The organism is Candidatus Nitrosopumilus sp. SW (genome assembly GCF_006740685.1).
GTDB lineage: Archaea > Thermoproteota > Nitrososphaeria > Nitrososphaerales > Nitrosopumilaceae > Nitrosopumilus.
In genome coordinates, this window is record NZ_CP035425.1 from 1,028,189 (window position 1) to 1,052,059 (window position 23,871).

The window sequence follows — 23,871 nt, forward strand, 5'->3', positions numbered from 1 at the left end:
ATTGATGCCCAAAGCGGCTATTTTCTTTTCAATCCTTCTTCTATCTAGTTTTTTGGTGAATTCATATGCATTTACTGGTGATGATGTATTATTTCAAGATGATTCAAATGAAATAGAATTTCATTCTCAAATTATAGATATTAATTCAAATTTTTTTGTTGAAAATAATTTTAAACGCTATTTGATTTTTGGATCACATTTTCAAAATCTTGATCATATAAAAAATAACGCAATATATGGAATTCAATCTGATAATGGATTTTTTTATGTTTCACTTTTATCTGAAAAAAATGCTTCATTATTAGCAACGCAAGGTATCCATGTAATTGAAGATTCGAAACTTGAATTTCACTCCTCAAATAATGAAATATTGGATGCATCAAGAATTGGTGAAATAACTGGCTCAACTAACGCAAAACAAAATTACAATGCATCCGGAAATGGTACTGTCATTGCAATTGTAGATACAGGAGTCGACTTTTCAAATCCTGATATTCAACATTCGCTTGCAAGAGACCAAATTAACCATCCAATTATGCTTGATCCTGATGGTCAAGGAATTATTCTAACAAATGCAACTTTTTTTGCATATATTGATGAAAATGAAATAATTCGAAATTACACTAAACCAATTCCATCACACATGACTTCTTCAGCATATGTGACAAAAGAAGGAGTGTTTCTTGATATTTCTCAAGAAGGCAAAGGTAGTGAAATCCCAATTTACAATTCATTCTTTCCACAAATAGGCTCTACTCCAATTTTTAATGGTACTCTGTCAAATGACATGAAAATTGGAGAAGATAATCGAAACTACATAAAATCAAAAAGTGGCCAATACCATCTTGGAGTTATTTATCAAGGAGGACTAAGTGGACCTCTTGCCAAAATCCAAGTTGTTCCGGTACTTGTCGTTGATTCTTTTATTCCAGGAGTTTATGATACAATAATTCCTGATATGAGTACTTCTTGGGAAGACTATACTAGATTTGATTTGCCATCTGGTCAAAGAGCAAATTATGATTTTGATTTCACTGATGAAAAACCAATAGTTTTGGGAAGTGGAAAAGAGTTTCTAGTTTTTGATTCAAATGGAGATGGAGTAAATGATTATAGTGCTGGTACCATTGGTGCTCAAGTTTTAGATGTTTATGGCGTTATTAGAAACAATTCTACTGAAATTGATGATACACTAAATGCAGTTAATGGAACACTTTTGCCTGCATTGGATCCTGATGGTGAATTCTTTGGGGTAATGACTGATTTTATGGGACATGGTACTTCCAGTGCTGCATCAATTACATCTCGTGGACACGAAACATACAACATTTACAATGACACCAAAAAGTATTCAATAATTGGTGTTGCACCTGATGCAAAAATTTTACCAGTAAAGGCATTATGGTTTGGTGATACCGTTTATGCATGGTTATGGTCTGCAGGATTTGAAAATGAACATAACAATTGGAAATTTTCTGGAAAACCTAGAGCCGACATAATTTCTAATAGCTGGGGAGTTTCAACCTTTCCATCATTCAAATCATCACCTGGATTTGATGTTTTGTCATTAATTCAAAGTATGCTCGCAACCCCTCATTCACTTGATGATGATTATCCTGGAGTTGTAATGGTTTCTAGTGCTGGAAACTCTGGTCATGGTTATGGGACAATTGGATTGCCAAATGCATCTCCATTTGGAATAGCAGTTGGAGCTACTACCAATAATGTTTTTGTTGGATATGGACCATTCAAAGATCAGCCAAGATTTGGTAATACTACTGATCATTATAATCATGTAGTTGATTTCTCTAGTAGAGGACCAACATCAATTGGTGATCCAAAACCTGACATCATGAGTATTGGAGCTCATGGATTTGTTCCATCAAATGTAATAAAAACCCAAAAAGATTCAAAGGATGAATCATTTTCATTATTTGGAGGAACTAGTATGGCTGCACCATTAGTTTCTGGAAGTGCTGCAATTTTGATTGAAGAGATGAATAAACAATATCAAAACTATGATTCATTCATGATAAAAAACATCTTAATGTCTACTGCAGTTGATCTGAATAATGATCCTTTTACTCAAGGCTCCGGTTTGGCAAATGTTAATTCTGCTTTAGATTATGTTCATGGAAAAAATGGTGTGTTTATAGTTACTAATGAAAACTCTTATGATAATATTAAAAAAATTCTTGAACCCTCAATTGAAAACTTTAATCACACCGCAGTAGGTTTTGAACAATTCAAACTTCCTTCACATTCACTTCTAATGACAAGTTGGTTTGGAGGACAATTAACTGCAGGAGAACGAACTACTGCAACTTTTACCATAACTAATCCCACAGATGATGAAATATTTGTTGATGTAAAACCAAAAACTATCTCTTTGATTAAACATACTCAATTTAATGGAACAACATTTCCCCGTCAACAAGATTCTATCATGAACAAAACTGATACATTTATTCCAAATTATGTAAAATTATCTGATGTAAAACCTCAAGAAGACTTGAAAGATTTTTTTGATGAAGAAAAACCAATCCCTGATGAATCCTCTTTAATGATTCTAAATGTGAATTTTCCTTTTGATCATTTTATGAATAACACTTCTGATGTTTATGCTGATGATCTCAAAATTTCTTCATTATACTTGTATGATTGGCTTGATAATAACAATGATACAAAAATTACTAGCGATGAAATATCTTTGGTTAACAGAGGTGGTTCTTGGGGAACTGTCCAAGAAATAAGAATTTCTGAACCCAATGAAAAATTTGATGGTGTACCATTAGTTGGTGTTTATCCAGTTCCCACACGATATTCTTACTGGTTAGGAAACACAAATCAAAATTCAACTTCAATAGACTATACAATCTCTGCAAGTTATTATCAAAATGATAAATGGACTATGTTATGGCCTGAATCTGAAACAATATCTGTTCCTCCTAACGATACTTCTACTGTTGATGTAACCTTAGTAACTCCAACTGATTTACAAACTGGTGTATATCAAGGATTTTTGAATTTTCAAAGTGACATGCATGAAGTAAATGCACCAGTATCATTTGTAATTAAAGAACCTGTAACAGAAAATGATTCAACGATTATCATTCATGGAAAACAAAGTGATGATGTTATTTATGGAAATGGATACACCAAAGGAGCATTTGATATGGTTAATCGTTACATGGCAGGTGATTGGCGACAATATTACTTTGATGTACAAAATGAATTTGTAAATTCTGCTGCTATTGAAATATCTTGGATTAGTGATGACACAAATTTAGCTGTATTTGTCATGGATCCTTTAGGACAAATCATTCAAACTAACGTTCCATCTGGAGTGTTTGGACATTTTCTTGGATGGCCATCCCTTGATTGGTTAGGAAACACTCCATTTAGTCAAGGTGGCGGATTTTTCCCAGTGAAAAACAAAGATGACACATCAACTGTATTGTATGTACCAATTAATCAAACTGGCACTTACACATTATTGACACACTCTACATTATTTGGAGGAAATTCTACAACTGAACCAATTACCCTTGCAGCCAAATTTACAAACATTTCACCTGAAATGATGTCTCAAGATACTGAAATCATAACTGAGGATGTTTTATCTTCTGACTTGGAAAAAATTACTGAAAATGAAACTATTTCCACTGGCGAAAAATCTATTTCAAAAGAAACCATCGTTATATCTGATGAGTCTGATTATTTACTTTTGGTAGGAATTGGAATAGGAATTACTATTGGAATTGCGATCGGAATTGTTTCTATCATTGTAATTCGACAAAAATCTACAAAGTGACTGAACAAGGTTTATAAGCAATTTGGCGAGTACGTCAGCTTGAATGTCAGAGGTGGGGACGAAAAAGTCTGCCGGATTATCCCGAAGAGACTTTCTAAAGTTAATGGGTGCAGCAGGAACTGGTTTAGCTTTTGCTCCATTTGTCCCATTTGGTAATTTCATGCCAAACCCAAATCAGGCTTCACTTGAGAAAGTGCCTGTTATTTTGCCTGATGGCACTCAAGCAAACATTAACACTTATCCAATTAATCATGCTGAAGTCATTACCTATCCTGCAACAGGTGATGCAGCACTTGATGCTGAAGCATTTCGTAAATGGCAATTCATCAGACTTCCTGAAGAACTAGGTGGTGGAAAAAATGATGTTTCTGCATTTAGAGCTTTTAGTATGATCTGTCTTCATCTTTGGTGTTTGTGGAAATATTGGCCTGATGATGGAAGAAAAAGAGGTGAATGTCCTTGTCACGGAAGTATGTATGATCCTGTTTCTGGAACAGCATTTGTTGGTCCTGCATCAGTACAAGCTGCACCATCAAACACTTTACCTAAACTTACTTTGGAAGCTGATGCTGATGGATTGGTCTATATCATGCCACCAAAGTTTAATGCACAAGAAAATGGAGTAATTGGATATGGCCGTTTCGCTTGAGCCAAGAAGAAATGGTGTAGTCGAATTTCTCTATTGGTTATGGGAAGGTGTAGATAGAACTATTTTTACTGCAATCAAGTTTTCATTCCCTGCAAGATTTGTAAGTCCATTTGGATTTTTGGGAATGCTTACATTCATTGTATTCATTATGTTGGGAGTTTCTGGAGCTCTGCTCATGTTTTACTATCAACCGATATTGGATAGAGCGTGGGATAGTGTTCAATTCATTAATGATGAAGTTCCATTTGGATTCCACATTAGAAACATACACTATCATGGTTCTAATGCAATGGTACTCTTAGCTGTCCTTCACATGTATTATCAATACTTTAGTGGAAGATACAAAATTAGAAATGAAGTATTATGGATGACTGGTGTCATCTTAGGTGTTGTTACTATCCTAGAAGCATTTACTGGATATGATGTTATATTTTCTGAAAGAGCAGAACTTGCAATTAGTATTGCAGCGTCACTAACTACGTCAATTCCTATAGCGGGACCTGTTATTCGTGATGCGGCGCTGGGTAGTGGGTTCTCGGACTTTGTATTAAGATTCTATGCACAACATGTGTTCTTGTTACCAATAGTTATGCTTGGATTGATGGCAGTTCACTTCCCCCGATTCTTGGTGTTTGATGTACCAATGGTAATGGCGATTGCTGGTGCAATTTTGATTACTGGTGGTGTCTTTCCAATTGATTTAGGATTCAAGTTTGAACCTACTGTACCGCCTGGTGTCACTGTTCCTGAATGGTATTTGACTGGAATTTACGCTTTCATGAGAACTCAATATGACAAGTTTGTAACTGGATTGTTGTGGCCTTTGATATTTATCATATCGTTTGTATTGATTCCGTTTATCGATAGATACAAGAAATTCTCTTGGAGGGAAAGACCAATCATTACTGCATTTGGAATTACTAGTCTTGCACAAATTATGGTGACAACTTATTGGGGATTCTATATCTCACCAGATATCTCAATTCCTTTAGTTGAACGTTTGGTAATTGATCCCGTATTCTTCTACAGTGTAATGATATTGTTAGTTCCTATGAGCTTTGGATTTACATACATGATGATTAAACTTGCAAATGAAGCAGAAAGAAAGTCAAAACTGGCAAAGAGTACTGGTCCAAAGAAAGTTGCAACTCTAAACTTGTCTGAAAAATGGATTAATTGGTTACTTGTAGCATTGTTAGCATTCCAAGTATTTCTTAACATTGCAGCATATAATGCAGCCATAACTGGAATGAACAACATCTCATTATTCTTCGTCGGACTTATACTGATGGTATTTGCTGGATTCTTCCATATCTACAGATATGGAATGAGTGAACAAAAGAATGCTCCTCCAGCTCCTCCAGTTCAAGTATCTGATGAGAAACCAAAATTAGCTGAACCTGAAGAATCTTCTCAAACTGAAGAATCTGCAAAGCTTCCAGAAGGTAAAACTGCAGCAGATAAACCAGAAGAGAAACCTATTACTCCAGAAGTTTCTGTTCCAAAAACCCAGGCTGATTTGGGAGTTGGTGCAGACAATAATCCAAATCTTGGTACTGGTGATCTTAACAAACCATGATCTCAAAAATTTCAAACAAGCTTTATAAGAACTTGAGAGGCGAAAAAAATCATGAGTAGTCCAACATCTAGTCATGCTTATGGAATTGGACTCATTGCATTGTTAGTTGGATTGTCTGCATCTGTAGTATTTTACACTTCATTTTATCTTCCTGAATCTTTAGCAAAACCATCTGTATCTGATCATATTTTACATCCTGAAGAAGAATTTTTCATTATTGAGATTGTTCCAGGTGCAGTTATTGAAGGAAATGAAAATTATGTTCCAAATAAGGCCGAAGCTTTACTGACCTTTACAAATAATGTCAAATGGGTAAATATGGATGACACTGCTCATACTGTAACTCCTGATCACAGATATGCAGATGGTTTCAGTGGTGACTTTGGTTCCCCTGGAGTAATCAAACCTGGAGATTCCTACGAGTTCTTATTTACAGAAGAAACTGTACTGCATTATTTCTGCCAACCTCATCCTTGGATGAAAGGTGAAATTACAATAGCAAAGAGCAGATTCTAGATAGAATACTTTGCAAAAATTATCTGACTTTCAATTTCTTTATGTTGTTCGATAATTGATGCCCTGAATTTTACTTCATATTCTTGAGTTGGTTCAAATTTTATTACTGCCGTAAACTCTGCTTTATTTTCTGACATGACGTCTTTGTTGATAAATAATCTTGCAACATTGTTGGAAATAGTTTTCCCGTTGTATGATTTGTAGGTGATATGTTCATTTGAATCCAAAATTTGTGTATTGATAACTACTCCATCATATCTTCCTGGATATGATACAGTAATTGTTCCTATGATTTCAGAATTTGGATGAATTTCAGTTGAGTTTAACTTGAATTCTATGTCTTTCACAAAAACACCCCTTTTGATTAGAATAAATAATTTTGTTAAGCGGGCCCAAAGGGCTTCGATCCCTTGACCATTGGATTAGAAGTCCAACACTCTATCCATGCTGAGCTATGGGCCCAAAAACCTAGCAATTAATTACCATTTTAAGGGTTTACAGCCACTTTTTTTGGTAATTTTCTCTTTCCATTTTAAAGAGAAATTGTTGTGCATATCCTGCATATGGACCAAAATAATCTACAATTTTTTCATGTAGGATATCATATTGTTTTTCTGTAATTGTTTTGGTATTAATTTGGAATTTTTTTGAATAGTATTTTTCTAAAATTCTAATCATCCATCTATCTAATGGAAATGATTCTAATTTATCAAGAGAAAATAACAATACACAATCAGCAACTTTATTTCCGATTCCTGGAATTTTCCGAATTTTCTCTTTTGCATCAAAATAACTATTTGATTTTAAATCTTCAACTGTAATTTTTTTAGAAGCGATAATTTTTGAAGCTTCTTTAATGAATTTTGCACGGTACCCAACACCGCAGTTTTTAATTTCATTAATAGATGCTTTGGAAAGAGTTTCTGCGTCTGGGAACAGAAAGAATTCTTGATCTTTGTATGTGGTTCTTTCTCCAAATTTTTGTGATATGTTTTCTAGATTGTTCTTAATTTTTTGAATATTGGAATTTGATGATACAATAAATGAAATTAAACATTGGAAAGGATCTTGTTTTATGATTCTTAATCCTGGATATTTTTTTACAGCAGTTTTTACTGTTTTATCTTTTGAAATTGATTTGATTATCTCATCAAAATGATCTTTGTTTCTAAAAAAATCTGTTTTATGATTTTTTAAAGATTTTATTTTTGCATTTTTGTTTATCTGAAGAATATCTTGTCCATTTACTCCGTACCAAAACTCATTATATTTTTTCCAAAGAAAAACTTGACCACTATTTATCGAATTTTCAACATCTATTTGGTGATTTTGCATTTCAGACAGGAATTTCTTCATTGACTGCAGGAGAATGTGCTTCTAATCCAAATTTTTCATGAATTTCTCGTGCAAACAAATCACAAGATTCTGAATCCCCATGTACGGTTAACACTTTGGGATTTCCTTTAATTTTTTTAATCATGTCAAATAATTCATTCCTGTCAGCATGACCTGAAAATTCAAACTGCTTGACTTGTGCAGTAACATTGATGTCTTTTCCTCTAGATGATACTGTTCCTGTTTCTAGTAATTTTTTACCTGGTGTACCTTCTCCTTGGTAAGAAACAAGTGCAATTCCATTTTTATCATCAAATGCTAGGTGCTGTAAATAGAAAACTGCATTTCCTCCAACTAACATTCCTGCAGGTGAAATAACAACACAGGGTTCATTCATTGCCCGTTTTCTTTCAGCATGATCTGTAATTGCAGTTGCTCCTTTGATTGCATCAGAAAATACTTTAGGATCTCGTAGATATTCTGGATGTCTAAACATTATTTCATTTACCTTTAATGCCATTCCATCCATGATGATTCTATGTTTAAAGTTGGCATTTCTCAAAATACATGCAATTTCTTGAGAACGTTCCACTGAAAATGATGGGATGAATAAAATTCCTTTTCTATCCATTACTTCATTTGCAAATTCAATTAATTCTGTCTCTGACTCTTTTCTTGGTTTTTGTTCTGTCATGGCATATGTGCTTTCAGTGATTAACATGTCGATTTCTCCAACATCCAAGTCCATTTCACGTAGCATTCTTGAACCATTTGTTTTAATGTCTCCAGTGTAGAATAATCGTTTACCTTCAGATTCCACTAATACTGTACTACCGCCAATCACATGTCCTGACTCTCGTAACTCAAACGTTGCATTACCTTTGGTAATTTTTTGTTTAAATCCAATCTCTTTTGCATTTTTCATCATATTGTTTAACTCTGGTAAATCAAATGGATGTGAATTTTTTTCAATTTTTAGCATATCTTCAATCAATAATTTTGATAAATCAAATGTTGGTGGGGTTGCATAAACTTCTGTATTGCCACTTACAAAAAGTGATGGAACATTTCCTGAATGATCCAAGTGAGCATGAGTGATAATAATTGCATCCAAATCCTTTGGTTTTACATGAAGTGGGTATTGTGGGGGTGTCCCTCTTCTGCCAAATAATACCCCATAATCAAGTAAGAGATTTGTTCCATTACAGTCTACCAAAAAACCTGATCTGCCTACCTCGTTGGCAGCCCCTAAAACTTTAACATTCAAGAATTAACATGATTTTTCATCTACGTTAAAACCTTCTTGAGAGTTACCCGATCATTATGTCTAACATAGAATCTTCAAAAGCTTTAATTAGTGCAAGCTAAGATCCGATCCTCATGGGAAGAAGCTTCCAAGAATGGTTAGGACAACAAGATCAAGCCGTCGTCGCTAAAACACGTGCTGGTGACGAAGCAAACAAACCGCTCCTAAACCAAATTAACTGGATTTGGGTTAACAATCTGATGAATCAGAAAGCAGACCTTAATCCATCTTCTGCAGAATTACTTGACTGGGTTACTTCTGGTCAAATAGACGCAATGAGAAAATAAACGTGATTATCACGTTATCTTTTTGTTTTTTAAATTTCTTAATCTAAATCCTGCGCATGATTTTTGTCGATCAAATTTCATAACAGGGTTATGGATATCAATCATGGTTTAAATAGTAACCAAGCATTCTTAGTTTTGTAATGCCAATAGCAATACTTCCAGACATCGATGAACAAAGATGTATCGGATGTGCACTATGTGTAGAAATCTGTACAACTCTTGGTCCTGATGTCCTTAGAGTAAAACCAGTTGAAGGCTGGAAGAGAGGTAAAGCATTTGTCTTTTACCCAGAAAGATGTATTTCTGATGGTGCATGCATCGGTGTATGCCCAACAAAATCAATCTTTTGGATGAGACCAATGAATTACACTGCTGGACAACCAGTACCTCTTCACAAAAACGGTATCTTCATCAACGGTTGGGCAGAAGACGCAGCACTATAAAGCTGAATCTTTTAGCACATTCTTTTTTCTTATTTTTAATTACGAAAAAGATTTTTTCTTGATATTTTTTGGTAATGTTTTTACAAAATGTTTTAGGAATTCATTTTCTTTGTTGTAACGAATTTCTGAAAATTGATTGTTATCAAAAAACATCTTCCAGGTTTTTTCAAATTCCGTAAATTCTTTAGGATCAAAACTCATTCGTGACGTTTCATGATGTGCAGCAGGGAAAATATCTGAAATCTCAATTGGAATTAATCCTAGTTGAGGATTGTATTGGCAAATCTGAGTTTCTTCAAAATCTTTGAGTTTTTTTGATAGATTTACAAATTGATGTGATAGGTATCCTGGTTTGGTAGATGATTCATTTGTGATGAGGAGTTTCTTTTTCTTTGATTTGAACTTCCTCACTATTTCATGAAATGATTGTACTTCTGGTCTGAATTGATCTTCTTTATCAAATAGAAAAATTGCCCTTTCCTTGAATTTTGGTGTACCAATTCTTAAAAATTCCGTATTTTCTGTCATCACTTCTACCATCTCAAATAATTTTGGATGTGCTCTTGCTTTTTTGATAACATATTCCCATAATCTGCCCTCATGTATTGCTTGTTTGACCTTGTCTACTTCCAATTTTATTGCATAAAGATTGTGGATGGCAAGTTGATTGATTTTTTCAGTAGATTCTAAATGTCGTAATTCATCAGGAGTATATTTTGTACATATCTCACAATTGCATGGAAAAACTACGATATCTGATAAATTTCTAGTTCCATCCTCTGTTATGTACCTGTTTTGTTTTGCGTATAGCATGTATGATGCAGAATCAAATGTATCACAACCTAATGCAACTGCAAATGGAATGGTTAGTGGATGTCCTGCACCAAAAAGATGTAATGGTATGTTGTGTGGGATCTGTTTTTTTGCTGCAACAATCATTTGAGCTAATAATCTGTATTCATATGACTCCATAAATTCAACTGGACTACCTAATGCCAACATCTTGTATCCCATTTTGAGTAAGCCTTTTGTTGATTTTGCAACAAGATCAAAATGCTCTCCTCCTTGAATTGGTCCAATCCAAATCTGTCCGTTATCTTTACTATCTTCAATAGTTTGTTTACACACTTTGAGAGTATGTTTGACATATGCTTCTGCTTTTTTTATCGGAAGTCCAAACCCTGTTGGTTTGTCTAATGGTATTGCAAAATCTGTCATGATACCTTCTTCGAAACTTGCCATCTCTGTTGGAGTTACTGGAACATCACCGTATTCTAAAACTTGATATCCTCCAGAGTCTGTCATTACTCCTCTATCGTAATCAATAATTTTATGAATTCCTTTTTCTATTGCCTTGTCTCCATAATTGTTTCTAGTAATGTATGCATTTGTAATTACTAAATCAAAGCCAATCTCTTTGATCTTTTTTGAAGGAATTGTTTGCTTTACAGGGTGAATAACTGGAACATATGCAGGTGTTTCAATTATTCCGTGATTAGTTTCTATTTTCCCTATTCGGCCTGCCAAATCTGTTTTTGATATTTCAAACAAGTATCTTTTCAAATTAAAAGGCGTTATTTAATCAATCAGCAAAAAATTTTTTCAAATCATTGTTTTTGGTAACTAAATCTAGCCAATCTACTTCATCTGAATCCATATCCTCTGAAATTATTGATTCAACTTTTTCTAAAACTTCTTGAATACTTCTTTCAGTAACATCAATCTGGACAACTTTATCTTGAAATTGATTCTTTGCATCATATGTAATGACTCCTAAAATCTCACTACTTGCATTTTCTTTACTTTTTTTATCTGAATATCCCCTTTCATTATAGACTTTGATCAAATCATATGGACTGCGCCTCAAAACAATAACCTTGCTAATTTTGTCTTTTTCTAAAACATAAGGTGCCAAATGTCCTATTATGACACAATTGCTTGAAATTTTTTCTTTAAGAACTTCTTGGAGTCTTTCTGTGTCTACATCGTTTGATTCATCGTTTTTTTCTAATAATCCTGAATTTTTTGCAATCTTGTTAATGTCTATCACATCTAGTTTTAATTTTTGAGCAAGTTCTTTTCCAATAGTATGTTTGCCTACACCTGGAGTACCTGTAATGACTATTGACATGTGATAAATTAGAAAGGTGATGATTAAACGATTTCTGCAATACTAATAAGTAGAATTGAATTTTTGAGATCATTGCAAATTGGTCTCTTAGGTAAAGCAAATGTAGGAAAATCTACTTTTTTCTCTGCTGCGACTGAAACTCCTGTACCCTCAGGAAATTTTCCATTTACAACAATTGAACCCAATATTGGAGTTGCATATGTAAAAGCTGATTGTGCTTGTAAGCATTTCAAAATTGAACATCAAAATGATCTTTGTATTAATGGAACTCGATTTATTCCTGTAAAACTTATTGATATTGCTGGATTAGTTCCAGGAGCTCATGAAGGAAAAGGTTTGGGAAATCAATTTCTTGATGATGCAAGACAAGCTGAAGTTTTGATTCATGTTGTTGACATTGCTGGTACCACTGATATTCAAGGACAACCTGTACCTCCTGGAACTCATAACCCCCTTGAAGACGTAGAGTTTGTTCAAGCTGAATTTGATTTGTGGTTTGCTGATATTTTAAAACGTGAATGGGATAAAATTACAAGAGAGATTCATCAGAAAAGAGCAAAACTTACAGATGGAATTGCAAAACGATTTACAGGTTTAGGCATCAAAGACTTTCAAGTACAAGATGTATTGCAAAAACTAGGTTTTATCTCAAGAGATCCAAAGGAATGGACTGAAGATGATATTGTTGAATTTGCACGAGAATTGAGAAAAAACACAAAACCCATGATTATTGCTGCAAATAAAGCTGATTTGTGTCCTGATCTTGAAATCATAAAAAAAATTAATGACAATGTAATTCCTTGTAGTGCAGAAACTGAATTATTGCTAAGAAAAGCATCAAAGGCCGGAATAGTGAATTATTCGTCTGGTGATGAGGGATTTACAATTGCAGAAGGAAAAGAGGTTGCTCCTCCGCAACAAAAGGCACTTGATTTGGTCAAATCTGTTTTTGAAAAAATTCCTTCCACTGGAATTCAAAAAATTCTCAACACCGCAGTTTTTGATTCATTGAATTTCATAGTAGTCTATCCAGTTGAAGATGAAACAAAACTTACCAACAAAGACGGCATTATTCTTCCTGATACAAAATTACTTCCTCAAGATTCTACTGCAAAAGATCTGGCTGGATTGATTCATGCCGATATTGCAAAGGGATTCTTGCATGCAATTGACTGTAAAACAAAACAGAGAATCAGTGGTGACCAGAAACTAAAAAATGGTGATGTGATTAAAATTGTATCAACACTAAGTAGGGGATAATATGCTAGGATTGGGAATTGAAAGCACTGCTCATACTTTTTCTTGTGCAGTTATAGAAAAAAAAGGAAAAAAAGGAAAAATTTTGTCTGATGTTAGGAAAATATATCGTCCTGCTGATGGCGAAGGCATTCATCCACGAGAGGCCTCAAGACATCATATTGAAAACAGTTCTTTGGTTTTGTCTGAATGCCTTGATGAAGCAAATATCAAAGTCAATGATTTAGATATTGTTTCTTATGCTGGCGGTCCTGGTTTAGGACCATGTTTGCGTGTTGGGGCTGTCGTTGCAAGATCACTTGCATCTTTCTACAAAATTCCAATATATCCTGTCAATCATGCATTAGGTCACATTGAATTGGGAAAACTATTGACTGGTGCAAGTAATCCTCTAGTCCTTTTGGTATCTGGAGGTCATACAATGCTTTTGGCATTTCTCAATAAACAGTGGAGAGTATTTGGTGAAACCTTGGATATTACTTTGGGACAATTACTTGATCAGTTTGGCAGATCTATTGGGTTTGCTTCTCCATGTGGAAAAAATATTGAAGAATTGGCAACAACATCTTCAAACTATGTAACATTGCCCTATTCTGTTAAAGGAAATGATGTTTCATTTTCTGGATTATTATCTGCAACAAAATCTGTAGCAAAAAAAAGTAAAGTTGACGCATGTTATTCTCTTCAAGAAACTGCTTTTGCAATGATTGCAGAAGCTGTAGAGCGTGCACTATCTTTTACAAGAAAGAAAGAACTAATGATTGTAGGTGGTGTAGCAGCTAACAAGAGATTGTCTGAAATGTTGCAAGACGTGTGTAAACGACATGGTGCAAAATTTTATGTCGTCCCTTTGAAATATGCTGGAGATTGTGGTAGTCAAATATGTTGGACAGGACTTTTGGAATCTCAAATCAAAAAGGGCGTTTCACTAAAAGATACTTTTGTTACTCAATCTTGGAGATTGGACACTGTTAAAGTAAATTACTAATTTTTGTAATTTTCAATTGCCTCATCAATACCTTTGAGCCAATTTTTTGTGTTAAACACACCAAACTTGTATGTCTTTTCATCTTCATCTGTTTTTACAATAAAACATACTTTTTTCATTAGTAATCCCTCTTTCCATGTTTTAGTTACGTTGTCTAATGTTACATCTAAGATAGTGTCTCCCATGTGTTTTGAAAAATCCATCATTCTTGCTCTGGTCTTGTCAAAAGCTAATCTCTTGTTAGTTAATGTAAGAATTCCTGAGCCTAAAACATCTTCACTACAATCTTCTTGCTTTAGTCTTTTTTCTCCGTCTTCCATGATTAATTTTTATTGAATTCATTTGAATATAACGGTAATGAAATTAATCAAAAAAGGTGCAGAAGCTGATATCTATCAAACTATGTGGCAAAATTCTAATGCTATTTTAAAAATTAGGAAGACAAAAAATTATAGAAACTCTTCTCTTGATTCAAAAATCCGTAAACAACGAACAATTAAAGAATCTCAAATTATTTCACAAGTAAAATCATTTGGTATTCCTGCACCTCTCGTCTATTTTGTAAATTTAAAAAACACCTCAATCATTATGCAAGAAATTCCTGGAAAACCTGTTCATGATTTATCTGAATCAAAGATAATTCAACTATCTAAAACAATTGGAAAATTAGTTGGAATGCTTCACAAAAACGGCATTATGCATGGCGATTTGACTACATCAAATTTTATCTTCTTCAAAAATGATGTCTATGTAATTGATTTTGGTTTGTCACAAAACACTATCAAGCCTGAAGATCATGCAGTTGATCTGAGATTAATTAAGGAAATCCTAAACAGTGCTCATGCAAAAATCATGATTCCTGCTTGGAAAAACTTTCTACTTGGATACAAATCTGTAGTTGGTAACGTAGATTATGTGAAAATTACTAAATTGGTATCAGATATAGAAAGTCGTGGTAGGTATGCACAAGTTGTTTGATCTATATTTTGTATCCTCAAATCCCCACAAATACAAAGAAGCTAAAAACATTCTAGATTCATTTGGAATAAAACTAGGTTTTCTAAAATTAGATTTAGAAGAAATTCAATCTACTTCTCTAAAAGATATTGCAGAAAAAAAAGCAAAAGATGCTTTTTCAAAATCTAAAAAACCAATAATTATAGAAGATGATGGATTGTTCATAGATTCTTTGAATGGTTTTCCAGGTCCTTACTCTTCATACGTGTTCAAAACAATCGGCAACAAAGGAATCCTGAAACTTGTTTCATCAAAAAGAAAAGCAAAATTTGTTTCAATCATCACTTATTGTGATAAAAAAACTCTTGAATCATTTGATGCGAAACTAGATGGTATCATCTCAAAATCTCAAAAAGGTAAAGGTTGGGGATATGATCCAATATTCATTCCAAAAAATTCTAGAAAAACTTTTGCAGAAATTGAAAATAAAAATAAATTATCTCACAGATTCAAAGCATTGAAAAAATTTTCTAACTGGTATTTACATAAGCTGGAATCCAGCGGTCGATAAATCTTTCATTATTTTGTAGGATTGAAATTCTTGAAACAAAACTTTCATCCATTACTGAAAATATCTTACTTTGTTTTGCAACTTTTTCGCTAAATCTTTTTACTTCTTCCATCTCTAACATGTTTGAATGCTCTAATCTGTTAGTGGAACGTCCAATATGCATGTAAGATTTTATTTCAATAAAATGTGGACTAGATTCTCTAAACATTTTGGCAAATGCTGGAATCATATCCATTCTATCATTATAACCTCTAATCAGAGTTATACGTAGAACAGTTCTTGTATTGAGATGTTTTAACATACCAAGTGTTCTGTTCCATCTTTCCCATGAATCATCATACTTTGGTTTGTTAATTTTTAAAAATGATTCATAGTCTGCAGCATTAGTTGATAAATACAATTGTGTTGGAAGTGCATCTTCATCTTGAAGTCTTTGAATCATGTCTGGTTCTTGACCATTAGTAACAAGAAAAATTGATTTTGTTGCTTCAAGTGATTTTAGATATTTTATCAATTCTGGTAATTTGGGATACATTGTTGGTTCCCCTGAGAGTGAAATTGCATAGTGACTAGGAAGTAATGATTCATCTAATCTTTCTTTGTCATTTCTTGAATCTCCATAATACCCATTGATCAGTTTTTTTCTTTCGGCCATTAGTTTAGTTAAGATTTCTTCAGGTTCTGCAACTTGTTCTGGTTTCATTTCTAATGAATCATAAAACTCCATTGGCCTCCAACAATATACGCAACGGTTTTCACAATGCATTCCAGCCGGAGAAAACTCCATACATCTGTGAGTTGAAATCCCATAAAACTTGTGTTTGTAACAACTGCCTTCATGTTTGAATGATTTTTTCGTCCAATGACATAGTTCTACAGTAGAATGATCAGAAACACCATACTTTGCTTTTTTTAATTGTTCAGAAATTGCAGGTTTGATCTGAATTAGTTGTTCTTCTCCTTCAACTACTTCGCCTGAACAACTCATAAGTCCAGATCTTGTTTTGGTTTACTTAAATTGATCGAGTTTTTTGTCAAGGATTGAAAATTTTCCCAAATCCTTTGATAATTTTGGTCAAATTTAGAGTGAGGTTTAATAACTGGATCCTCAGGAATATTTTAGGCATTGAAGAAAATACACACTTTACCATTTCTATTGTTACTATTAACGACTCTAACTAGCATGCCCATCAATCCTGCATTTGCAGCAGGTGACTTGGACAATGATGGCGTTGATGACGCTGTTGATGCCTGTCCTAATTTACGTGAAGATTATGAAGGTACTATAGATGGTTGTCCGTCAAACTTTGTCCCATGGTATGATGAAGACTATGATGGAATAGAAGACCATATTGATCAATGTCCAAATCTTAGAGAACATTACAATTTATTCCAGGATGAAGATGGTTGTCCCGACATTAATCCTAAGGGTGGACCAGGTGGATTACCTGACTCTGATGGTGATGGATTTGTTGACACTGTTGATAATTGTCCAACACAACCTGAAACCTTTAACGGTGTTTTAGATACTGATGGCTGTCCTGATGATTATGGTTCTGGTGACCGTGATAGAGATGGGGTACCTGATGCAGTTGATCAATGTCCACTAAGTCCTGAAACTTATAACAAATTCAAAGACTTGGATGGTTGTCCTGATTCTGTTACTGATCTTGCTTTTGTTGACACTGATAATGATGGAATACAAGACTCAATAGACTTGTGTCCAACAGAACCTGAAGTGTATAATGATTACAGAGATACTGATGGCTGTCCTGATATTGCACTAGATTCTGATTTTGTTGATACTGATGGTGATGGTATTGCAAATCAATTTGATATTTGTCCTACTGATCCTGAAACTTTCAATCGCTTTGCTGATTATGATGGTTGTCCGGACTCTATTCCTTCATTTGCTGGTTCTCTAAATGATGCAGATGGTGATAGAATAATGGATGTTGATGATGCATGTCCGCTAGAACCTGAAAGATACAACAGCTTCCAAGATGAAGATGGTTGTCCAGACATTCCTCCTTACTCAAGTGATGTTGATTCAGATGGTGATGGAATTCCAAATAGTATTGATCAATGTCCAAATGTAAAAGAAACTTACAATAAATTCAAAGACTTGGATGGTTGTCCTGACTTTGTTGCAGATAACAAAGGAACAACTGATTCAGATGGTGATGGAATTATAGACAACAATGATTTGTGCCCAAACCAACCTGAAATATTTAATGGCTTCCAAGATAGAGACGGTTGTCCTGATCTTTCTGGATTTGGAGATCGTGATTTAGATGGAGTTCTTGACGCATATGATGAATGTCCAACTGCAAAAGAAACTTACAATAAATTCCAGGATCTTGACGGTTGTCCTGATTCACTTTCTGGATTTTCAGTATTTGACTTTGATGGTGACGGAATTGCTGATTTGAATGATCAATGTCCTCTAGAACCTGAAACCGTAAATGGATATCATGATCAAGATGGCTGTCCTGATATAGCTGTTATTGATTCAGATGGTGACGGAATTAGAGATTCATTAGATCAATGTCCTTCGACTGCTGAAACTTGGAACAGATACAATGATGAAGATGGCTGTCCTGATAGTGCTTCTGATCTTGATTCAGACTTTGATGGTATTCCTGATATTGTAGATGAATGTCCATTAGACAGAGAACGATACAATGGCTTCCAAGATGAAGATGGCTGTCCTGACTATCCTGATTTCCTTACTGACATAGACTCTGACTTTGATGGATTGATTGATTCATTAGATAAATGTCCACTTATTCCAGAAACTTACAATAAATTCCAAGATGAAGATGGTTGTCCTGATTCTGTAGCTGATAACAAAGGCTCTCCGGATTCAGACAATGACGGAATTAATGATTACAATGATCATTGTCCAAATCAACCAGAAACCTATAATGGAATTCTTGATCTTGACGGTTGTCCAGATGACTATATCTTAAGTCATGACAGAGACCAAGATGGTATTCCTGATGCAATTGATGCCTGTCCAACTGCAAAAGAGACTTGGAATAAATTCCAAGATGATGACGGTTGTCCTGATACAATATCCGAATCATTTGTAGTTGATTCAGACAATGACGGTATTCCTGATATTGATGATGACTGTCCGCTAGTTGCAGAAAATTACAACGGCTTCCAAGATGATGACGGTTGCCCAGATATCGATGACACTCAACCTGACTCAGATGGTGATGGTGTACCAGATGTAATGGATATGTGTCCAACCCAAAACGAAACCTGGAATAGGTATGTAGACTATGACGGTTGTCCAGATGTTCTTCCACTTGGAAATATGGTAATTGACAATGATGAAGATGGAATAAATGACGATGTTGATTTATGTCCAAATCTTAAAGAATCTTGGAACAAGTACAATGATCATGACGGTTGCCCAGATATTGCTCCTGAACAATCAAGATACAAACATGATGCTGATTTAGATGACATTATCAATGAGAATGATATGTGTCCACTAGAACCAGAGGACTATGACGGTGACAGAGACACTGACGGATGTCCTGACAATTAGGTGTTCGTAAAATGAAGCAACAATATCTTTTAGGATTTTTACTTTTACTCACCCTAACTATTGGAATGGCACCAAGCAGTGTCTTTGCAAATGAGGCAATTGATTCTGATGGTGATGGTGTTCCAAATGCAATTGATGAATGTCCTCATCTCTTAGAAGACTATGATCCTCAATACGGTAACAACATTGACGGTTGTCCTGCAGACTTTGTTCCTTGGTATGATGCTGATTATGACGGTGTTCAAGACCATGTTGATAATTGTCCTACTGTAAAAGAAACTTACAATAGATTCCAAGATGAAGACGGTTGTCCTGACTTGTCTCCTTACACTGATGCCGGTATTGCTGACTCTGATGGAGATGGCTTTCCTGATTATCTAGATTTGTGTCCAACACAACCTGAAACATTTAACGGAATTGATGACACTGATGGCTGTCCTGATGATGATCATTCTGTAATTGATAGTGATCAAGATGGAATCTCTGATGGCAAAGATTCCTGTCCACTAGATCCTGAAACTTACAATCAATTCCAAGACCATGACGGTTGTCCTGACTCTGTTGATGACGCATTATCTGGATACACATTCCCTGACACTGACGGTGATGGAATTGAAGACAGATGGGATTCATGCATTTTTGAGCCAGAAAACTATAACAATAATTTAGATTGGGACGGTTGTCCAGATATTCCTGGAGTAACAAATCCTGAAGCTCCTGATACTGATTTTGATGGAATTCCTGATGACAAAGATGCATGTCCTCTAGACCGTGAAAATTATAACAAATTTGAAGACTCTGACGGTTGTCCAGATGTAGTTCAACATATGATATTTGGCGATTATGATGGTGATGGAATCCCTGATCAAGATGATTTATGTCCATACAGTCCTGAAACTTATAACAAATTCCAAGATGAAGACGGTTGTCCTGATTTAGTAGCTGATAACAAATTATCTGTAGATACTGATGGTGATGGAATTATTGACAATATAGACCTGTGTCCGACACAACCTGAAACTTACAATGGTATTCTAGACACTGACGGTTGTCCTGACAGTTCACTTTACAGATACGATGCAGACATGGATGGAATTTTAGATAATGATGATGCATGTCCACTAGAACCTGAAACTTACAACTTGTATCTAGACACTGACGGTTGTCCTGACTCTGTTGATGACGCATTATCTGGATATACATTCCCTGACACTGATGGTGATGGAATTGAAGACAGATGGGATTCATGTATCTATGAGCCTGAAAACTTTAACGGATTCTTAGATGATGACGGTTGTCCTGAAACTTTGGGCACCACTGCTGGTGATATGATTGATTCTGATTATGACGGTCTTGCAGACCACTTGGACCAATGTCCAACTATTGCTGAAAGATATAATAAATTCCAAGATGAAGACGGTTGTCCTGATAGTATTATTCACCAAACAATAGGTGACTCTGATGGCGATGGTATCTATGATGATGTTGACCAATGTCCAACTGCAAAAGAGACCTACAACAAATACATGGACACTGATGGTTGTCCTGATTTCATTGCAGATAATAAGCTCTCAGCAGATACTGATGGTGATGGAATTCTTGATTATCTAGACTTGTGTCCAACACAGCCTGAAACCTACAATGGATTCCAAGACTCTGACGGTTGTCCTGACAGTTCTGTGTCTACCCTTGATTCAGACATGGATGGAATTTTAGATATTAATGATGCATGTCCACTAGAACCTGAAACTTACAACAGATACCTAGACTCTGATGGTTGTCCTGACTCTGTTGATAGTACAGCCTCAACTTACACATTCCCTGACACTGACGGTGATGGAATTGAAGACAGATGGGATGCATGTATCTATGAACCCGAAAACTATAACAATAATTTAGATTGGGACGGTTGTCCTGATACTCTAGGTGCAGAATCTACTACTCCTGTTTATGCTGACTCTGATGGCGATGGATATCCTGATGCTGTAGATTCCTGTCCAACAGAATCTGAAACTTGGAACAAATACCTAGACTCTGACGGTTGTCCAGACATTGCTCCAGAACAACAAAGATTTGTCCATGATGATGATCTAGATGACATCATTAACGACGAAGACTTGTGTCCACTTGATCCTGAAGATTATGACGGTGATAGAGACACTGACGGTTGTCCTGATCCATAGGTCTAATTGAATTTCTAATATTTCAAAAGAACCTATTTAACGTGAGACTTAATAAATACTTGATAATAGCGGAATCAGGAAACTATGAAACAATATCTTTTAGGATTTTTACTTTTACTCACCCTAACTATTGGAATGGCACCAAGCAGTGTCTTTGCAAATGAGACAATTGATTCAGATGGTGATGGTGTTCCAAATGCCGTCGATTTTTGTCCTCATCTCTTAGAAGACTATGATCCTCAATACGGTAACAACATTGACGGTTGTCCTGCAGACTTTGTTCCTTGGTATGATGCTGATTATGACGGTATACAAGATCACCTTGACAACTGTCCTACTGTAAAAGAAAATTACAATAAATTCCAAGATGAAGACGGTTGTCCTGACTTGTCTCCTGACGGTGATGGTGGAATTGTGGACTCTGATGGTGACGGATATCCTGATTATCTAGACTTGTGCCCATCACAACCTGAAACATTTAACGGAATTGATGATACTGACGGTTGTCCTGACGATGAACACAATTTACTAGACCGTGATCAAGATGGCATCTCTGATAGCAAGGATTCTTGTCCACTAGAACCTGAAACTTATAACTTGTATCTGGACACTGACGGTTGTCCTGACTCTGTTGATTCCACAGCTTCTATCTATGAATTCCCAGATACTGATGGTGATGGAATTGACGATAGATGGGATCAATGTCTAAACGAGCCTGAAAATTACAACGGATTCCAAGACCAAGATGGTTGTATTGATATTCCAGGTGCTGATGCAAATGGAATTATTGATTCAGATTATGATTCAATTCCTGATGACAAAGATGCTTGTCCATTAGAACGTGAAAACTATAACAAATTCCAAGATGAAGATGGATGTCCTGATGTTTTACAATTACAAATCAGTGGTGATGCTGATGGTGACGGTTTACTAAATGCCTTTGATGATTGCCCATATGTTCCTGAAAACTATAACAAATTCCAAGACACTGACGGTTGTCCTGATTTAATTGGTGATAATAGATATTCTTATGACTCTGATGGTGATGGAATTATTGATAATTTAGATTGGTGTCCAAATCAGCCTGAAACCTACAATGGATTCCAAGACTCTGACGGTTGTCCTGACAGTTCTGTATCTACTCTTGATACTGATAGAGATGGAATTCCAAATGTTTCAGACTCTTGTCCACTAGATCCTGAAACTTACAACTTGTATCAAGACACTGACGGTTGTCCTGATTCAGTTGATGGTGCACTATCTGGATATACATTCCCTGACTCTGATGGTGATGGAATTGATGATAGATGGGATGCTTGTGTTGATGAACCAGAAAACTTTAACGGATTCTTAGATGATGACGGTTGTCCTGACACACCAGGAGTTTCCAAATCAGCTTTGCTTGATACTGATTATGACAACATTCCTGACATACATGATTTATGTCCAACAATTGCAGAAAATTACAACAAGTTCCAAGATTATGACGGTTGTCCTGACACAATAGAACATGGTTCATTTGGCGATTCAGACGGTGATGGAATAATTGACAATGTAGACCAATGTCCTAAAAGTAAAGAAACTTACAATAGATTCCAAGACACTGACGGTTGTCCAGATTCACTTTTTGATGGCTATTCTACTTATGATTCAGATGGTGATGGCATAGTTGATAACCTCGACTTGTGTCCAACACAGCCTGAAACATACAACGGATTCCAAGACACTGACGGTTGTCCTGATAGTTCTGTCTCTACACTTGATTCAGACCTGGATGGAATCATAGACATTTCTGATGCATGTCCACTAGAACCTGAAACTTACAACTATTATCAAGATGAAGATGGTTGCCCTGATTCTACAGGTACTGTAACATCTTCTTACTCTTTCCCAGATGCTGACGGTGATGGAATTGATGACAGATGGGATTCATGTCTAGATGAGCAAGAGAACTTTAATGGATACTTGGATTGGGATGGATGCCCAGACGAATTGGCTGCAGCATCAACAACTCCAACAAGATTTGACTCTGATGGTGACGGATTCTATGATGGAATTGATTCCTGTCCATCAAAACCTGAAACCTGGAACAAATACAATGATCATGACGGCTGTCCAGACATTGCTCCAGAACAACAAAGATTTGTCCATGATGATGATCTAGATAGCATCATTAATGATGAAGACTTGTGTCCACTTGATCCTGAAGATTTCGATGGTGACAGAGACACTGACGGTTGTCCTGATAACTAATTTTTGAAATAGTAAATATATTCAAATTATTTAGTTTGTT

General features: G+C 35.3%; 20 protein-coding genes and 1 tRNA gene. 13 read left to right on the plus strand and 8 right to left on the minus strand.

Features of this window, described 5'->3' with window-relative positions; genetic code table 11:
- The first annotated feature begins 4 nt into the window (after window positions 1-4).
- From Nisw_RS06185 to Nisw_RS06200, 4 genes are read left to right on the plus strand one after another with little or no spacing between them, the layout of a single operon-like run.
- Window positions 5-3,814 carry a S8 family serine peptidase gene (locus Nisw_RS06185; protein ID WP_185736585.1) on the plus strand — a complete coding sequence of 1,270 codons (3,810 nt, stop codon included), beginning with the start codon at window positions 5-7 and terminating at the stop codon, window positions 3,812-3,814.
- Window positions 3,815-3,857: 43 nt separating this feature from the next.
- A complete protein-coding gene (locus tag Nisw_RS06190) occupies window positions 3,858-4,463 on the plus strand; it encodes a twin-arginine translocation signal domain-containing protein (protein WP_141977449.1) in 606 nt (201 codons plus the stop codon).
- A complete protein-coding gene (locus Nisw_RS06195) occupies window positions 4,447-6,042 on the plus strand; it encodes a cytochrome b N-terminal domain-containing protein (RefSeq protein ID WP_141977451.1) in 1,596 nt (531 codons plus the stop codon). The genes Nisw_RS06190 and Nisw_RS06195 overlap by 17 nt, the downstream gene beginning before the upstream one ends.
- 51 nt (window positions 6,043-6,093) lie before the next feature.
- A complete protein-coding gene (locus Nisw_RS06200) occupies window positions 6,094-6,558 on the plus strand; it encodes a plastocyanin/azurin family copper-binding protein (protein WP_141977453.1) in 465 nt (154 codons plus the stop codon).
- Here Nisw_RS06200 and Nisw_RS06205 read toward each other — a convergent pair.
- The 4 genes from Nisw_RS06205 to Nisw_RS06220 all read right to left on the minus strand — a co-directional run bounded on the left by Nisw_RS06205 (window position 6,555) and on the right by Nisw_RS06220 (window position 9,160).
- Entirely contained in the window at window positions 6,555-6,905 is a 351-nt protein-coding gene (locus Nisw_RS06205) for a hypothetical protein (RefSeq protein ID WP_141977454.1), read from the minus strand. The two genes, Nisw_RS06200 and Nisw_RS06205, sit on opposite strands and share 4 nt — an antisense overlap.
- Window positions 6,906-6,945: 40 nt before the next feature.
- Window positions 6,946-7,020: transfer RNA gene (locus Nisw_RS06210), tRNA-Arg, on the minus strand.
- A 33-nt stretch (window positions 7,021-7,053) separates the two neighbouring features.
- The gene (locus Nisw_RS06215; protein ID WP_141977456.1) at window positions 7,054-7,914 is read right to left on the minus strand and encodes a DNA glycosylase; all 861 of its coding nucleotides are present in this window, start codon (window positions 7,912-7,914) and stop codon (window positions 7,054-7,056) included.
- Window positions 7,895-9,160, minus strand: coding sequence for an MBL fold metallo-hydrolase (locus Nisw_RS06220; RefSeq protein WP_141977457.1), 1,266 nt, complete (start codon window positions 9,158-9,160; stop codon window positions 7,895-7,897). Before Nisw_RS06220 ends, Nisw_RS06215 begins: the two co-directional genes overlap by 20 nt.
- 113 nt (window positions 9,161-9,273) lie before the next feature.
- Between Nisw_RS06220 and Nisw_RS06225 the strand changes: the two genes are divergently transcribed.
- Window positions 9,274-9,486: a hypothetical protein gene (locus Nisw_RS06225; RefSeq protein WP_012215921.1), complete on the plus strand. Its 213-nt coding sequence runs from the start codon at window positions 9,274-9,276 to the stop codon at window positions 9,484-9,486.
- 140 nt (window positions 9,487-9,626) lie between these two features.
- Window positions 9,627-9,929, plus strand: coding sequence for an ATP-binding protein (locus Nisw_RS06230; RefSeq protein ID WP_012215920.1), 303 nt, complete (start codon window positions 9,627-9,629; stop codon window positions 9,927-9,929).
- Between the two features lie 39 nt (window positions 9,930-9,968).
- Here the strand turns inward: Nisw_RS06230 and tgtA are convergent, their stop codons facing one another.
- Together tgtA and Nisw_RS06240 are read right to left on the minus strand one after the other, a co-directional pair.
- Window positions 9,969-11,480, minus strand: coding sequence for a tRNA guanosine(15) transglycosylase TgtA (gene tgtA, locus Nisw_RS06235; RefSeq protein WP_141977459.1), 1,512 nt, complete (start codon window positions 11,478-11,480; stop codon window positions 9,969-9,971).
- A 31-nt stretch (window positions 11,481-11,511) separates the two neighbouring features.
- On the minus strand, window positions 11,512-12,060 hold the full coding sequence (locus tag Nisw_RS06240) for an adenylate kinase family protein (RefSeq protein WP_141977461.1): 549 nt from the start codon (window positions 12,058-12,060) through the stop codon (window positions 11,512-11,514).
- 72 nt (window positions 12,061-12,132) lie between these two features.
- On the opposite strand from Nisw_RS06240, the gene Nisw_RS06245 reads away from it, so the two are divergent.
- A complete protein-coding gene (locus Nisw_RS06245; protein ID WP_141978542.1) occupies window positions 12,133-13,320 on the plus strand; it encodes a redox-regulated ATPase YchF in 1,188 nt (395 codons plus the stop codon).
- Between the two features lies 1 nt (window position 13,321).
- Complete coding sequence (gene kae1, locus Nisw_RS06250) at window positions 13,322-14,305, plus strand: KEOPS complex N(6)-L-threonylcarbamoyladenine synthase Kae1 (protein ID WP_141977463.1); 984 nt, start codon at window positions 13,322-13,324, stop codon at window positions 14,303-14,305.
- Here kae1 and Nisw_RS06255 read toward each other — a convergent pair.
- The gene (locus Nisw_RS06255) at window positions 14,302-14,625 is read right to left on the minus strand and encodes a hypothetical protein (RefSeq protein ID WP_141977464.1); all 324 of its coding nucleotides are present in this window, start codon (window positions 14,623-14,625) and stop codon (window positions 14,302-14,304) included. The two genes, kae1 and Nisw_RS06255, sit on opposite strands and share 4 nt — an antisense overlap.
- A 37-nt stretch (window positions 14,626-14,662) precedes the next feature.
- Here Nisw_RS06255 and Nisw_RS06260 point away from each other — a divergent pair, with 37 nt between their 5' ends.
- Window positions 14,663-15,283, plus strand: coding sequence for a KEOPS complex kinase/ATPase Bud32 (locus Nisw_RS06260; protein WP_141977466.1), 621 nt, complete (start codon window positions 14,663-14,665; stop codon window positions 15,281-15,283).
- Window positions 15,267-15,833 carry an RdgB/HAM1 family non-canonical purine NTP pyrophosphatase gene (gene rdgB / locus Nisw_RS06265; RefSeq protein ID WP_141977468.1) on the plus strand — a complete coding sequence of 189 codons (567 nt, stop codon included), beginning with the start codon at window positions 15,267-15,269 and terminating at the stop codon, window positions 15,831-15,833. Before Nisw_RS06260 ends, rdgB begins: the two co-directional genes overlap by 17 nt.
- Here the strand turns inward: rdgB and twy1 are convergent.
- A complete protein-coding gene (twy1, locus tag Nisw_RS06270) occupies window positions 15,793-16,821 on the minus strand; it encodes a 4-demethylwyosine synthase TYW1 (protein ID WP_141977470.1) in 1,029 nt (342 codons plus the stop codon). The genes rdgB and twy1 overlap by 41 nt on opposite strands.
- 195 nt (window positions 16,822-17,016) lie before the next feature.
- Here twy1 and Nisw_RS06275 point away from each other — a divergent pair, with 195 nt between their 5' ends.
- From Nisw_RS06275 to Nisw_RS06285, 3 genes are all read left to right on the plus strand, one after another.
- Window positions 17,017-19,395: a thrombospondin type 3 repeat-containing protein gene (locus Nisw_RS06275; protein WP_141977472.1), complete on the plus strand. Its 2,379-nt coding sequence runs from the start codon at window positions 17,017-17,019 to the stop codon at window positions 19,393-19,395.
- Between the two features lie 11 nt (window positions 19,396-19,406).
- Window positions 19,407-21,578 carry a thrombospondin type 3 repeat-containing protein gene (locus Nisw_RS06280; RefSeq protein WP_141977479.1) on the plus strand — a complete coding sequence of 724 codons (2,172 nt, stop codon included), beginning with the start codon at window positions 19,407-19,409 and terminating at the stop codon, window positions 21,576-21,578.
- A gap of 84 nt (window positions 21,579-21,662) precedes the next feature.
- Window positions 21,663-23,831, plus strand: a complete 2,169-nt coding sequence (locus Nisw_RS06285; protein WP_185736586.1) for a thrombospondin type 3 repeat-containing protein — start codon at window positions 21,663-21,665, stop codon at window positions 23,829-23,831.
- Window positions 23,832-23,871: the final 40 nt, after the last annotated feature.

Excerpts from the sequence above, each read along its gene's own strand:
- rdgB (WP_141977468.1), top strand. The coding sequence starts at position 15,267 with ATGCACAAGTTGTTTGATCTATATTTTGTATCCTCAAATCCCCACAAA.
- twy1 (WP_141977470.1), bottom strand. The coding sequence starts at position 16,821 with ATGAGTTGTTCAGGCGAAGTAGTTGAAGGAGAAGAACAACTAATTCAG.
- Nisw_RS06280 (WP_141977479.1), top strand. The coding sequence starts at position 19,407 with ATGAAGCAACAATATCTTTTAGGATTTTTACTTTTACTCACCCTAACT.
- Nisw_RS06195 (WP_141977451.1), top strand. The coding sequence starts at position 4,447 with ATGGCCGTTTCGCTTGAGCCAAGAAGAAATGGTGTAGTCGAATTTCTC.
- Nisw_RS06275 (WP_141977472.1), top strand. The coding sequence starts at position 17,017 with ATGCCCATCAATCCTGCATTTGCAGCAGGTGACTTGGACAATGATGGC.
- Nisw_RS06225 (WP_012215921.1), top strand. The coding sequence starts at position 9,274 with ATGGGAAGAAGCTTCCAAGAATGGTTAGGACAACAAGATCAAGCCGTC.
- Nisw_RS06215 (WP_141977456.1), bottom strand. The coding sequence starts at position 7,914 with ATGAAGAAATTCCTGTCTGAAATGCAAAATCACCAAATAGATGTTGAA.
- Nisw_RS06190 (WP_141977449.1), top strand. The coding sequence starts at position 3,858 with ATGTCAGAGGTGGGGACGAAAAAGTCTGCCGGATTATCCCGAAGAGAC.
- Nisw_RS06185 (WP_185736585.1), top strand. The coding sequence starts at position 5 with ATGCCCAAAGCGGCTATTTTCTTTTCAATCCTTCTTCTATCTAGTTTT.
- Nisw_RS06285 (WP_185736586.1), top strand. The coding sequence starts at position 21,663 with ATGAAACAATATCTTTTAGGATTTTTACTTTTACTCACCCTAACTATT.
- Nisw_RS06255 (WP_141977464.1), bottom strand. The coding sequence starts at position 14,625 with ATGGAAGACGGAGAAAAAAGACTAAAGCAAGAAGATTGTAGTGAAGAT.
- Nisw_RS06200 (WP_141977453.1), top strand. The coding sequence starts at position 6,094 with ATGAGTAGTCCAACATCTAGTCATGCTTATGGAATTGGACTCATTGCA.
- Nisw_RS06230 (WP_012215920.1), top strand. The coding sequence starts at position 9,627 with ATGCCAATAGCAATACTTCCAGACATCGATGAACAAAGATGTATCGGA.
- Nisw_RS06260 (WP_141977466.1), top strand. The coding sequence starts at position 14,663 with ATGAAATTAATCAAAAAAGGTGCAGAAGCTGATATCTATCAAACTATG.
- Nisw_RS06240 (WP_141977461.1), bottom strand. The coding sequence starts at position 12,060 with ATGTCAATAGTCATTACAGGTACTCCAGGTGTAGGCAAACATACTATT.
- kae1 (WP_141977463.1), top strand. The coding sequence starts at position 13,322 with ATGCTAGGATTGGGAATTGAAAGCACTGCTCATACTTTTTCTTGTGCA.